The organism is Pseudomonas libanensis, from assembly GCF_001439685.1.
Taxonomy (GTDB): domain Bacteria; phylum Pseudomonadota; class Gammaproteobacteria; order Pseudomonadales; family Pseudomonadaceae; genus Aquipseudomonas; species Aquipseudomonas libanensis.
In genome coordinates this window covers 207,393-219,330 of the sequence record NZ_JYLH01000008.1, presented here as the reverse complement: position 1 = coordinate 219,330, position 11,938 = coordinate 207,393, and the positions used below count along the sequence as shown (strand labels likewise).

The following is an 11,938-nucleotide window of genomic DNA, read 5'->3' as shown; positions in this document are numbered from 1 at the left end:
ATGATTCGTCTGACACCATCGGAGCAAGTTGCCTGGGACGCGTACTTTGTCAGCGTGACCACACAACTGCTCCAGCAGGATGCAACGCGGGGCCCGGAGTACATCGCCGAGCGCGCCGCTGAAATTGCCGATGAGATGCTACTGGAGCGGCGCGAACGTTGTGTTGAGCGCCGCAGCGCTTCGGTGGACTGGATCGGCCCGGCCAAGGGTCAATAGGCGTACCTGAGCAGTGCGTGGGGCGTGCCGGTAAAAGCGATAAAGCCGAGCACGGCCACCACGGCGGGCAACACCAGCCACCAGGCTTTTTGCGACATCGCAGGCAATGGGCTGCGGTGTTCGCTGACGGTGAGGCTGAACGCGCACACGGTCATCGCCAGCAACGTGCCGGCCAGGATATCCGTGGGCCAATGGGCGCCCAGGTAAACCCGCGACAGGGCAATGAAGGCCGCGGGAATACAACCCAGCAACATCCAGGTCAGGCGTAGACGTGTGGGTTGGCCACGGCCGGCCAGCACCGCAAGCGCCAGGAAGAATGCAAAGGCACCGGAGGCATGGCCGCTGGGCATGCTGAAGCTGGTCAACGGGTCTGTGAGGATTTCCGGGCGCCCACGGGCGAAAAACAGCTTGGTGCCGGTGTTGATCACGGCCGCGCCGGCGAGCGTGGCGCCGACAAACAGAGCGTGGCGCCATTGCCGTGCCAGTAGCAGCAAGCCGGTGAACACTGCGCTGGCGACAAACATCTTCCTGAACTCACCCAGTTGGGTGACCCGCACCATGACCTCGTCCAGCCAAGGGCTGCGATGCTCCTGCACCAGTGCGCTCAGGCCCTGGTCGAAGTCGTTGAGGTGGGGGTAGCCGATAAGCAGCGCAATCAACAAGACCAGGCTGGCGCAACCGATCCACAAGGTGGCGCGACGATGGCCGCGCCAGCTGCTGTTCAAGCTCAGCCCCAGCAGGACCGCCAGGCAGGCCGTGATAACTGCCGCCTCCGGCCAGAAACCCTCCGGCAGCGGCAGGCGGAACGCGGCGCCGGCGGCCCAGCCCGGCATCAGGTAAGCCACCGACCAGCCCGCTGCGGCAATGATGCTCACGGCAGCGAAGCGCGGGAAGGGCATATCGCACATGCCCGCGACCATTGGCAGCATGGGGCGCAGCGGGCCGATGAAGCGTCCGACCAGCAGGCTGGCGATTCCGTACTTGTGGAAGTAGGTTTCTGCGCCGTTCATCCATTCGGGGTGATGACGCAGGCCGGGCAGGCGCCGGATATTCTGGTGGAAATGTCGTCCCAGGTAGTAGGAAACCCCATCGCCCAACAAGCCGCCGAGGAAGCCCAGCAAAAGCGTTTCACTTAACGACAGCGCACCGCTGCCGGCCAGCGCGGCAATCGCGAACAGCAATACCGTGCCCGGCACGATCAGCCCGGCGATGGCCAGGCACTCCACGCACGCGACGATAAACACCGCCGCTGCCAGCCATTGCGGGTTCAGGGTCAGCCAGCCGGTGATGCTATCGAGCCATTGGCCCATACAATCCACTCCATGCATACATATTCAAAAACACTGAAGCTTCAATGGTGGGAGCGGGCTTGCTCGCGAATGCGGTGTTCCAGACACAGATTCCTACACTGACACGCCGCATTCGCGAGCAAGCCCGCTCCCACATTGGAGCCGCTGTGTTGCGGATATCATCAAATCAAAAAATAATCCCGGCCTTCGACCTGGCCCCGGCGCAGCGGGTTCCGCGTGCAATAAGGCGCATAGCCAGCATCGACGAAGCGGTACATCAGGTGTTCATCGCGCCCGCTGGGGATGCCCAGCCGCGTGGTCTGGATAATCTGCGCAGGCACCTGGCCAACGTCCTCGACATACAGCAGCTCCTGATCGAAGCGCTTGGCGTCCCACATCGGCACCTTCAGGCCCAGCGCCTTGCACAGCAAGGTCTGGCCGGCACAAAGTTTTTGCGTCGGGCGAGGGCTGCCATCGGCGTTCGGGTTGTTCAGCAGCATCTGGGCCAGGCTGGCCGGGCCGGAGATTTCATCGACCCATGGGTAGGCCGATTTGATCAATACGGCATTGCCCGGACCATGGGCGCTGAAGTTCAATGAATCGCCGCCACGGGCGTAGTACATATAGATATGCCCACCGTCCAGAAACAAAGCCTTACGCTTTTCTGTGTAACCAAGGGAGGCGTGGCTGCCTTTTTCGGCCACGTAATAGGCTTCGGTTTCAATAATTCGCGCCGAAAGCCAGATATCACCGACGCGATGGCGAATGACTTTGCCGAGTAATTCTCGCGCAAGCAGTTGCGCATCGCGGTCGAAGAAGCCGTCGGGCAGGGCGCTGGCGGGGAGCAGAGGGGTAAAACCGGACATGGGGTTCAGGGTTATTACGGCTAAATGTGACCGAATAATAACAACTCCCAGCTTAATTACGCCTGAACCGCAGGTTTTTACAGTTCATTTCGACCATCCGCCCCTCACCGCTGTCAGTCGTGCTGCGTCACAGCTATAATCTGCCGCTTTCCTCTTTGCCAAGACTCCCTGACCATGACTGAGTCCGTTCTTGACTACATGACCCGCCTGGGTCGCGCTGCCCGTCAGGCTTCGCGGTTGATCGCCCGTGCGAGCACTGCGCAGAAGAACTGTGCGCTGCTGGCGGCTGCCGATGCTCTGGATGCCTCGCGCTCCGAGTTGACCGCCGCCAACGAGCTGGACCTGGCCAGCGGCCGTGCCAATGGCCTGGAACCGGCCCTGCTGGATCGCCTGGCGCTGACCCCGGCACGTATCGACGACATGATCGAAGGCCTGCGTCAGGTGGCCAAGCTGCCTGACCCCATCGGTGAAATCCGCGACATGCGCTACCTGCCATCCGGTATCCAGGTCGGCAAGATGCGCGTGCCCCTGGGCGTGATCGGCATCATCTATGAGTCGCGTCCGAACGTGACCATCGACGCCGCGAGCCTGTGCCTCAAGTCCGGCAACGCTACCATCCTGCGTGGCGGTTCCGAGGCGATCAATTCCAACCGCGCCATCGCCGCCTGCATCCAGCAAGGCCTGGCCGTGGCCGAATTGCCGGCCGAAGTGGTGCAAGTGGTGGAAACCACCGACCGCGCCGCCGTTGGCGCGCTGATCACCATGCCGGAATTCGTCGACGTGATCGTTCCCCGGGGTGGCAAGAGCCTGATCGAGCGCGTCAGCCGCGATGCCAAGGTGCCGGTGATCAAGCACCTGGACGGTGTGTGCCACGTCTATATCGACATCGCCGCCGACCTCGACAAGGCGATCCGCATCGCCGACAACGCCAAGACCCACCGCTACGCCCCGTGCAACACCATGGAAACCTTGCTGGTGCACACCGGCATTGCCGAGCGCGTGCTGCCGCCGCTGGCCGCCATTTACCGCGACAAGGGCGTGGAGCTGCGCGGTTGCGAGCGTACCCGGGCGTTGCTCGGCGCGGACGTGATCGAGGCGAGCGAGCAGGACTGGTACACCGAGTACACGGCGCCGATCCTGTCGATCCGTATCGTCGATGACCTGGACCAGGCCATCGAACACATCAACAAGTACGGCTCCAAGCACACCGATGCGATTGTGTCCGAGCATTTCAGCGATGCCCGGCGTTTCCTCAACGAAGTGGATTCCGCTTCGGTGATGGTCAACGCCTCGACGCGGTTTGCCGACGGTTTCGAGTACGGCCTGGGGGCGGAGATCGGTATCTCCACCGACAAGCTCCACGCGCGCGGCCCGGTTGGCCTCGAAGGCTTGACCAGCGAGAAGTACGTGGTGTTCGGTGACGGTCACGTGCGCACTTGATGGCTAAACGCATCGGGCTGCTCGGTGGTACTTTCGACCCCGTGCACATCGGCCACCTGCGCAGTGCCCTGGAAGTCGCGGATGCCCTTGGGCTGGACGAGGTGCGGCTGTTGCCCAATTTCCGGCCGCCGCATCGTGATACGCCGCAAGTGTCGGCGCAACAGCGCCTGGAAATGGTGCGCCTTGCGGTAGAGGGCATAGCGCCGCTGGTGGTGGACGATCGCGAACTCAAGCGCGATAAACCGTCCTACACTGTCGACACCCTGGAATTGATGCGCGCCGAGTTGGCCGCGGATGACCAGTTATTTCTGCTTTTGGGCTGGGACGCATTTTGCGGCCTGCCCTCTTGGCACCGCTGGGAGGAACTCCTCCAGCATTGCCACATCCTGGTTTTGCAACGCCCGGATGCCGACAGCGAACCGCCGGATGCCTTGCGCAACCTGCTGGCCGCGCGGTCGGTAAGTGACCCCTTGGCCCTGACCGGGCCGAACGGGAATATTGCATTCGTCTGGCAGACCCCGCTTGCGGTGTCCGCCACCCAGATCCGTCAACTGCTGGCCAGCGGGAAGTCGGTACGTTTCCTGGTGCCTGACGCGGTCCTGGCCTACATCGATGCGCACGGGCTTTACCGTGCGTCGAACTGAAAAGGCGCGCTTGAACGCACGTGTTGTGCAGCAAGCGCCCGAACATACGAGCAAAACGAGTTTTATATGACGAACAAAGACGTAAGCAAAGTTAAGCGCAAAGGCACCTTCAAAAGCGCGCCGCTGCCGGTTGAAGCCCATGTTGGCCCGGAACTGGCTGGCGAAGAGCTGGTGAAAGTCGCCGTGGCCGCCCTGGAAGACGTTAAAGCCCAGGACATCCAGGTGCTCGACGTACGCGACAAGCAAAGCATCACCGACTTCATGATCATCGCCACCGGTACGTCCAACCGCCAGATCGGCGCGATGCTGGACAAGGTTCGCGAAGCCGTCAAAGCCCAGGGCGTCAAGCCACTGGGTGAAGAAGGCAAGGGCGACAGCGACTGGGTGCTGCTGGACATGGACGACGTGATCGTTCACATGATGACCTCCAACGCCCGCCAGTTCTACGATCTGGAACGTCTGTGGAAAGGCGCTGAGCAGAGCCGTGCCGCCGATGGCAAGCACCACAGCCCGGAAGTGGGCCACGCGCACTTCGACAAGCTCAACAAAGACCAGGAATAAGGAACGGCTGTGCGCCTGCGTCTGATCGCTGTCGGTTCACGCATGCCCAAGTGGGTGGAAGAAGGCTGGCACGAGTATGCCAAGCGTCTGCCCGCCGAGCTGTCGCTTGAGCTGGTGGAAATACCGCTCAATACCCGGGGCAAGAACGCCGACGTGGCGCGCTTTATCCGTCAGGAAGGCGAAGCCATGCTGGCCAAGGTTGGCCCCAACGAGCGCATCGTCACCCTCGAGGTGCACGGCAAGCCTTGGAGTACCGAGCAGTTGGCGGTGGAATTGGACCGCTGGCGCCTGGATTCGCGCACGGTCAATTTCATGGTGGGTGGCCCGGAAGGGCTGGCGCCGGAAGTCTGCGCACGCGCTGATCAGCGTTGGTCGCTGTCGGCCCTGACATTGCCGCACCCGTTGGTAAGGATCCTGATCGGTGAACAGCTGTATCGCGCCTGGACAGTCCTGTCCGGGCACCCTTACCACAAATAGTCTGCGCCGCCCCCGATGACCCAGCCGATCCGCATCAAGGACCACGAGAAAGACGCACGTCTGGTACGCGCGCGGGTCGTGTTCGGTGCCATCCTCGTGGTGGCGTTGATGGGCGTGCTGATTGCGCGGCTGTATTTCCTCCAAGTGGTCCAGTACGACTATCACTCCACGCTGTCGGAAAACAACCGGGTGCATGTGCAGCCGATTCCACCGACCCGGGGGCTGATCTTCGACCGCAATGGCGTGGTGGTCGCGGATAACCGCCCCAGCTTCAGCCTGAGCATGACCCGCGAGCGTTCCGGCGACTGGCAGCAGGTGCTCGATGTGATCGTCGAGGTACTGCAACTGACGCCGGAAGACCGGGTGATCTTCGAGAAACGCATGAAGCAGGGGCGCCGGCCGTTCGAGCCGGTGCCGATCCTGTTCGAGCTGACCGAAGAGCAGATCGCCCGCATTGCGGTGAACCAGTTCCGCCTGCCAGGTGTGGAAGTGGTGGCGCAGTTGGTGCGCCACTATCCGCAAGGGGCGCACTTTGCCCACTCGGTCGGCTACATGGGGCGGATCAACGAGAAAGAGCTGAAAACCCTCGATCCGGTCAATTACAGCGGCACTCATCATATCGGCAAGACCGGCATCGAGCGTTTTTACGAGCCAGAATTGCACGGCCAGGTGGGTTACGAAGAAGTCGAGACCAATGCCCGCGGCCGTGTATTGCGCGTGCTCAAGCGTACCGACCCGATCCCGGGCAAGGACATCGTGCTGAGCCTGGACATCAAGCTGCAGGAAGCGGCCGAGATGGCCCTGGGTGGCCGGCGTGGTGCGGTCGTGGCCCTGGACCCGAAGACCGGCGAAGTGCTGGCGATGGTCAGCCAGCCGAGTTTCGACCCTAACCTGTTCGTCACCGGGATCAGTTTCAAGGCCTATGCCGAGCTGCGCGATTCCATCGACCGGCCGCTGTTCAACCGGGTGCTGCGCGGCCTGTATCCGCCGGGTTCGACCATCAAGCCCGCGGTAGCCATTGCCGGCCTGGACTCCGGCGTGGTCACGGCCTCCAGCCGCGTCTATGACCCCGGCTACTACATGCTGCCCAATTACGACCATAAATACCGCAACTGGAACCGCTCCGGTGACGGCTATGTCGACCTGGACACCGCGATCATGCGCTCCAACGACACCTACTTCTACGACCTGGCCCATAAGCTGGGGATTGATCGCCTGTCTGCCTACATGGGCAAGTTCGGCCTCGGTCAGAAAGTCTCCCTGGACATGTTCGAAGAATCTCCCGGCCTGATGCCGTCGCGTGAGTGGAAGCGTGCGACCCGCCGCCAGGCATGGTTCCCGGGTGAAACCCTGATCCTCGGGATCGGCCAGGGCTATATGCAGGCCACGCCGCTGCAACTGGCCCAGGCCACGGCACTGGTGGCGAACAAGGGCATCTGGAACCGTCCGCACCTGGCCAAGACCATCGAAGGCGAAAAGCCAGTGGATGAAAACCCGATTCCCGACATTGTGCTGCGCGACCCGTCCGACTGGGCCAAGGTTAACCATGGCATGCAGCAAGTGATGCACGGCGCCCGTGGCACCGCACGCAAGGCGGCGGCCGGCGCGCAATACCGCATTGCCGGCAAAAGTGGTACGGCCCAGGTGGTCGCGATCAAGCAGGGCGAGAAATATGACCGCTCCAAGGTTCAGGAGCGCCACCGCGACCACGCCTTGTTTGTCGGCTTTGCCCCGGCCGAAGACCCGAAGATCGTGGTGGCGGTGATGGTCGAGAACGGTGAGTCCGGCTCCGGCGTCGCCGCGCCTGTGGTGCGCCAGATTATGGACGCCTGGCTGCTGGCTGACGATGGCAAGCTCAAGCCCGAATATGGCGGCCCCCCTTCAAGCCCCGAGGTTACGGCCCGTGAAGAGTAATTTTGACCGCATCCTCTCCAGCGAGGACGTGATGCGTCGCCGTGCGACGTTGCTGCAACGCATGCACATTGATGGGCCGTTGCTGATCCTGCTGCTGACCCTGGCGGCCGGTAGCCTGTTCGTGTTGTATTCGGCCAGCGGCAAGAACTGGGACCTGCTGATCAAGCAAGCGTCCTCGTTCGGCCTGGGCCTGTTGTCGATGGTGGTGATCGCCCAGCTGGAGCCGCGCTTCATGGCACGCTGGGTGCCCCTGGGTTATGTCGCCGGCGTGCTGCTGCTGGTGGTGGTGGATGTCATGGGCCACAACGCCATGGGCGCCACGCGCTGGATCAACATTCCGGGGGTGATCCGCTTCCAGCCGTCGGAATTCATGAAGATCCTGATGCCGGCCACCATTGCCTGGTACCTGTCCAAGCGCACCTTGCCGCCACAGCTCAAGCATGTGGGTATCAGCCTGATCCTGATCGGCGTGCCTTTCATTCTTATCGTGCGCCAGCCGGACCTCGGCACCTCGTTGCTGATTCTCGCCGGCGGCGCATTCGTGCTGTTTATGGGCGGCTTGCGCTGGCGCTGGATTCTCAGCGTGCTGGCTGCGGCCATCCCCGTGGCCGTGGCCATGTGGTTCTTCTTTATGCACGACTACCAGAAACAACGGATCCTGACTTTCCTTGACCCGGAGAGCGACCCGTTGGGCACCGGCTGGAACATCATCCAGTCCAAGGCGGCCATCGGTTCCGGCGGAGTATTTGGTAAGGGCTGGTTACTGGGCACCCAGTCCCACCTGGACTTCTTGCCCGAGAGCCACACCGACTTCATCATTGCGGTGATGGGCGAAGAGTTCGGCCTGGTGGGCATTTGCGCATTGTTGCTGATCTATCTGCTGTTGATTGGTCGTGGCCTGGTGATCACTGCCCAGGCACAGACGCTGTTCGGCAAATTGCTTGCCGGTAGCCTGACCATGACTTTTTTTGTTTACGTTTTCGTCAACATCGGTATGGTCAGTGGCCTGCTGCCGGTGGTTGGGGTGCCGTTGCCATTCATTAGCTACGGCGGAACTTCGCTGGTGACATTGATGTCAGCGTTTGGGGTTTTGATGTCGATTCATACGCATCGCAAATGGATCGCACAGGTTTGAATAAGGTGAAGATGTCAATGCAAGTAATGCGCGGCTGGGCGACTCGGCATGCGACCTGTGTGGGCCTGATTGGGCTCCTGGGCGCAACGCAAGAGGCGCAGGCCGGTGACTACGATGGTTCACCCCAGGTCGCCGAATTTGTCGGTGAGTTGACCCGCGACTACGGTTTTGCCGGTGAGCAACTGATGGGCGTGTTCCGCGAAGCCCAGAAGAAACAGGCGATTCTCGACGCCATCTCCCGTCCCGCCGAACGTGTGAAGCAGTGGAAGGAATATCGCCCGATGTTCCTCACCGACGCCCGCGTAGCCCGTGGCGTCGACTTCTGGCGCCAGCACGAGGCGGTGCTGGCCCGCGCCGAGCAGGAATACGGCGTACCGGCCCAGGTCATCGTCTCGATCATCGGCATTGAAACCTTCTACGGGCGCAATACCGGCAGTTACCGGGTGATCGACGCCCTGTCGACCCTGGGCTTCGATTACCCGCCCCGCGCCGAGTTCTTCCGCAAAGAACTGCGTGAATTCCTGTTGCTGGCCCGCGAAGAGCAGGTCGACCCGCTGACCCTCAAGGGCTCCTACGCTGGTGCGATGGGCTTGCCGCAGTTCATGCCGAGCAGCTTTCGCGCCTATGCGGTGGATTTCGATGGTGACGGGCATATCAACATCTGGAGCAACCCCGACGATGCCATTGGCAGCGTAGCCAGCTACTTCAAGCGCCACGGCTGGGTAGCCGGTGAGCCGGTGGTGATTCGCGCCGATGTCAGCGGTGAGCGCGCCGATGAGGGCCTGACCCAGGGTATCGAGCCGGTCAAGACCGTCGGGGAGTTGCGAGCGCTGGGCTGGTCGAGTCAGAATGCGCCACGCGATGACATGCCGGTGACGGCATTCCGCCTGGAAGGCGCAAACGGCCCGGAATACTGGATGGGCCTGAAGAATTTCTACGCAATCACGCGTTATAACCGCAGTGTGATGTACGCCATGGCCGTACATCAGCTGTCAGACGAGCTGGTCAAAGCACGGGGCAACAAGTAATGCGGGTATCGCCGTTCAAAAAACCGCTCAAGCTGGTGGCGTTCACCGCGTTGTGCTTGCTGGTCGCCAGTTGCTCCACCAGCCCTAACCGTGCGCCTGCCAAGAAGGCCGGCGGTGCGGTGGTCCGCGCCCAGCCGGGCCTGGACATCAACCGCGCACACAAAGACGGCGCGCCGTGGTGGGATGTGGACGTGTCGAAGATCCCGGATGCCACGCCGACCCTGCACACCGGTCCCTACAAGGCCAACCCCTATACCGTGCTGGGCAAGAATTACTTCCCGCTGCAGGAATCCAAGACCTACGTGCAATCGGGCACCGCGTCCTGGTACGGCACCAAGTTCCATGGCCAGAACACCGCCAATGGCGAAGTGTATGACCTGTATGGCATGAGCGCGGCCCACAAGACCCTGCCGCTGCCCAGCTATGTGCGCGTGACCAACCTGGACAACAACCGCACGGTGATCCTGCGCGTCAATGACCGTGGGCCGTTCTATTCGGACCGGATCATCGACTTGTCCTACGCTGCGGCCAAGAAACTCGGTTATGCCGAAACCGGCACCGCACGGGTTAAAGTCGAAGGTATCGACCCGGCCCAATACTGGGCCCAGCGCGGCAAACCGGCGCCGTTGATGCTCAACGAACCGCAGACCCCGCAACCGCAAGTGACGGCATCGACCGGCAAGATCGAGCAGTGGACGCCGCCGCCAGCGCAGCATGCCCCGGATACCGTGGTGGTACCCCATGCAGCGCCGGGCGCTTCTACCGTGGGCGGGCAGTACCTGCAGGTCGGCGCTTTCGCCAACCCGGATGCGGCAGAACTGTTAAGGTCCAAGCTCAGCGGCATGGTCAGCGCGCCAGTCTTCATCAGCTCCATCGTGCGTAACCAGCAAACCTTGCACCGTGTACGCATGGGCCCGATCGGCTCGCCGAGCGAGGTAGCCCAAGTGCAGAACAGCGTCCGCCTGGCTAACCTGGGGCAACCCAGCGTGGTCACCGCAGAATAAGCAGTAATGGATTGATGGCTCAGGCGCGCATGCGCGCTCGAGCCCAGGTTGTTGGCTCGTGAACAATAAAAACCCAGGGGCAAGGGGTGAGCGGGCAACCGAATACGTGACAGCCTGGAAGCGGGCTGTCTGAATAGTTTTGCCCGCGAGGGCAAGTTTCCATAAGCAATTTCGAGAGACGGATGAACATCACCACCTTAGCCAAACGCACGTGCCTGCTTATCTCGCTGATCATCACCCCGGCCGCCTGGGCGGTTGAAATGGTGCCGGCCTCCCCGCAACTGGCCGCCAAGTCCTGGGTCCTCATGGACGCCGCCAGTGGCAACGTGCTGGTCGAAAACGGCGGTGACGTGCGCCTGCCGCCTGCCAGCCTGACCAAGCTGATGACCGCCTACATCGCGACCCTTGAAATCCGTCGCGGCCAGATCGGCGAAAACGACCCGGTTACCGTCAGCGAAAACGCCTGGCGTACCGGCGGTTCGCGGATGTTCATCAAGGTGGGTTCGCAAGTCACCGTGAGTGACCTGCTGCACGGCATCATCATCCAGTCCGGTAACGACGCCAGCGTCGCCCTGGCCGAGCACATCGCCGGCAGCGAAGACGCCTTTGCCGACATGATGAACAAGACAGCCGGCGACCTGGGCATGACCAACAGCCACTTCATGAACCCGACCGGCCTGCCGAACCCAGAGCACTATTCGTCGGCTCACGACATGGCGATCCTGGCGCGCGCCATCATCCGCGTTGACCCGGTGCACTACGCGATCTACTCCCAGAAGGAATTCTTCTGGAACAACATCAAGCAGCCTAACCGCAACCTGTTGCTGTGGCGCGACAAGACCGTCGACGGCCTGAAAACCGGCCATACCGACGAAGCCGGCTACTGCATGGTGTCGTCCGCCGTACGGGATGGCCAGCGCCTGATCGCCGTGGTATTCGGCACCAACAGCGAGCAGGCCCGTGCGGCCGAGACGCAGAAACTGCTGACCTACGGCTTCCGCTTCTTCGAAACCCAGACCTTCTACCAGAAGGGTGCTGAGCTTGCGACCGCGCCGGTCTGGAAAGGTGCGACCTCCCAAGTCAAGGCCGGCCTGGCCGACGACCTGACCCTGACCATGCCTAAGGGCCAGCTGAAAAAGCTTGCTGCCAGCATGACCATGAACCCGCAATTGGTTGCGCCAATCGCCAAGGGTGACGTGATCGGTAAAGTCGAAGTCAAGCTGGAAGACAAGGTGGTGCACAGCGCCGACCTGATCGCACTGGACGCGGTCGACGAAGGTGGAATCTTGCGCCGCGTATGGGATAGCATCCGTCTATTCTTCTACGGCTTGTTCAACTGATTGTGTGCACCTGCAAAGCCCCGC

The 11,938-nt window shown here is 61.9% G+C and carries 12 protein-coding genes; 10 read left to right on the top strand and 2 right to left on the bottom strand.

Features of this window, described 5'->3' with window-relative positions:
• On the top strand, positions 1–216 hold the full coding sequence (locus tag TU73_RS14945; protein ID WP_046072587.1) for a hypothetical protein: 216 nt from the start codon (positions 1–3) through the stop codon (positions 214–216).
• On the opposite strand, the gene TU73_RS14940 is transcribed toward TU73_RS14945, so the two are convergent.
• Positions 210–1,526: a bifunctional DedA family/phosphatase PAP2 family protein gene (locus TU73_RS14940; RefSeq protein WP_057012876.1), complete on the bottom strand. Its 1,317-nt coding sequence runs from the start codon at positions 1,524–1,526 to the stop codon at positions 210–212. The two genes, TU73_RS14945 and TU73_RS14940, sit on opposite strands and share 7 nt — an antisense overlap.
• Before the next feature lie 161 nt (positions 1,527–1,687).
• On the bottom strand, positions 1,688–2,371 hold the full coding sequence (locus tag TU73_RS14935) for a DNA-3-methyladenine glycosylase (RefSeq protein ID WP_057012875.1): 684 nt from the start codon (positions 2,369–2,371) through the stop codon (positions 1,688–1,690).
• Between the two features lie 174 nt (positions 2,372–2,545).
• On the opposite strand from TU73_RS14935, the gene TU73_RS14930 reads away from it, so the two are divergent.
• The 9 genes from TU73_RS14930 (at position 2,546) to TU73_RS14890 (ending at position 11,914) form a co-directional block, all read left to right on the top strand.
• Positions 2,546–3,811, top strand: coding sequence for a glutamate-5-semialdehyde dehydrogenase (locus TU73_RS14930; RefSeq protein ID WP_057012874.1), 1,266 nt, complete (start codon positions 2,546–2,548; stop codon positions 3,809–3,811).
• Positions 3,811–4,455 (top strand): nicotinate-nucleotide adenylyltransferase, encoded by a 645-nt coding sequence (gene nadD, locus TU73_RS14925; protein WP_057012873.1) that lies wholly within the window; start codon positions 3,811–3,813, stop codon positions 4,453–4,455. Before TU73_RS14930 ends, nadD begins: the two co-directional genes overlap by 1 nt.
• Before the next feature lie 66 nt (positions 4,456–4,521).
• Positions 4,522–5,016, top strand: a complete 495-nt coding sequence (rsfS, locus tag TU73_RS14920) for a ribosome silencing factor (protein WP_003176298.1) — start codon at positions 4,522–4,524, stop codon at positions 5,014–5,016.
• A 9-nt stretch (positions 5,017–5,025) separates the two neighbouring features.
• Positions 5,026–5,493, top strand: coding sequence for a 23S rRNA (pseudouridine(1915)-N(3))-methyltransferase RlmH (gene rlmH, locus TU73_RS14915; RefSeq protein ID WP_003176297.1), 468 nt, complete (start codon positions 5,026–5,028; stop codon positions 5,491–5,493).
• Between the two features lie 15 nt (positions 5,494–5,508).
• Positions 5,509–7,407, top strand: coding sequence for a penicillin-binding protein 2 (mrdA, locus tag TU73_RS14910; protein ID WP_057012872.1), 1,899 nt, complete (start codon positions 5,509–5,511; stop codon positions 7,405–7,407).
• A gap of 31 nt (positions 7,408–7,438) precedes the next feature.
• Positions 7,439–8,542 (top strand): rod shape-determining protein RodA, encoded by a 1,104-nt coding sequence (rodA, locus tag TU73_RS14905; protein WP_043047986.1) that lies wholly within the window; start codon positions 7,439–7,441, stop codon positions 8,540–8,542.
• Between the two features lie 17 nt (positions 8,543–8,559).
• Complete coding sequence (mltB, locus tag TU73_RS14900) at positions 8,560–9,570, top strand: lytic murein transglycosylase B (RefSeq protein WP_043047984.1); 1,011 nt, start codon at positions 8,560–8,562, stop codon at positions 9,568–9,570.
• Positions 9,570–10,574 (top strand): septal ring lytic transglycosylase RlpA family protein, encoded by a 1,005-nt coding sequence (locus TU73_RS14895; protein ID WP_043047982.1) that lies wholly within the window; start codon positions 9,570–9,572, stop codon positions 10,572–10,574. Before mltB ends, TU73_RS14895 begins: the two co-directional genes overlap by 1 nt.
• Before the next feature lie 182 nt (positions 10,575–10,756).
• Positions 10,757–11,914 carry a D-alanyl-D-alanine carboxypeptidase family protein gene (locus TU73_RS14890; protein ID WP_057012871.1) on the top strand — a complete coding sequence of 386 codons (1,158 nt, stop codon included), beginning with the start codon at positions 10,757–10,759 and terminating at the stop codon, positions 11,912–11,914.
• Positions 11,915–11,938 lie beyond the last annotated feature (24 nt).

Coding starts and splice junctions, on each gene's coding strand:
- TU73_RS14945 (WP_046072587.1), top strand. CDS start 1: ATGATTCGTCTGACACCATCGGAGCAAGTTGCCTGGGACGCGTACTTT.
- TU73_RS14940 (WP_057012876.1), bottom strand. CDS start 1,526: ATGGGCCAATGGCTCGATAGCATCACCGGCTGGCTGACCCTGAACCCG.
- TU73_RS14935 (WP_057012875.1), bottom strand. CDS start 2,371: ATGTCCGGTTTTACCCCTCTGCTCCCCGCCAGCGCCCTGCCCGACGGC.
- TU73_RS14930 (WP_057012874.1), top strand. CDS start 2,546: ATGACTGAGTCCGTTCTTGACTACATGACCCGCCTGGGTCGCGCTGCC.
- nadD (WP_057012873.1), top strand. CDS start 3,811: ATGGCTAAACGCATCGGGCTGCTCGGTGGTACTTTCGACCCCGTGCAC.
- rsfS (WP_003176298.1), top strand. CDS start 4,522: ATGACGAACAAAGACGTAAGCAAAGTTAAGCGCAAAGGCACCTTCAAA.
- mrdA (WP_057012872.1), top strand. CDS start 5,509: ATGACCCAGCCGATCCGCATCAAGGACCACGAGAAAGACGCACGTCTG.
- rodA (WP_043047986.1), top strand. CDS start 7,439: ATGCGTCGCCGTGCGACGTTGCTGCAACGCATGCACATTGATGGGCCG.
- mltB (WP_043047984.1), top strand. CDS start 8,560: ATGCAAGTAATGCGCGGCTGGGCGACTCGGCATGCGACCTGTGTGGGC.
- TU73_RS14895 (WP_043047982.1), top strand. CDS start 9,570: ATGCGGGTATCGCCGTTCAAAAAACCGCTCAAGCTGGTGGCGTTCACC.
- TU73_RS14890 (WP_057012871.1), top strand. CDS start 10,757: ATGAACATCACCACCTTAGCCAAACGCACGTGCCTGCTTATCTCGCTG.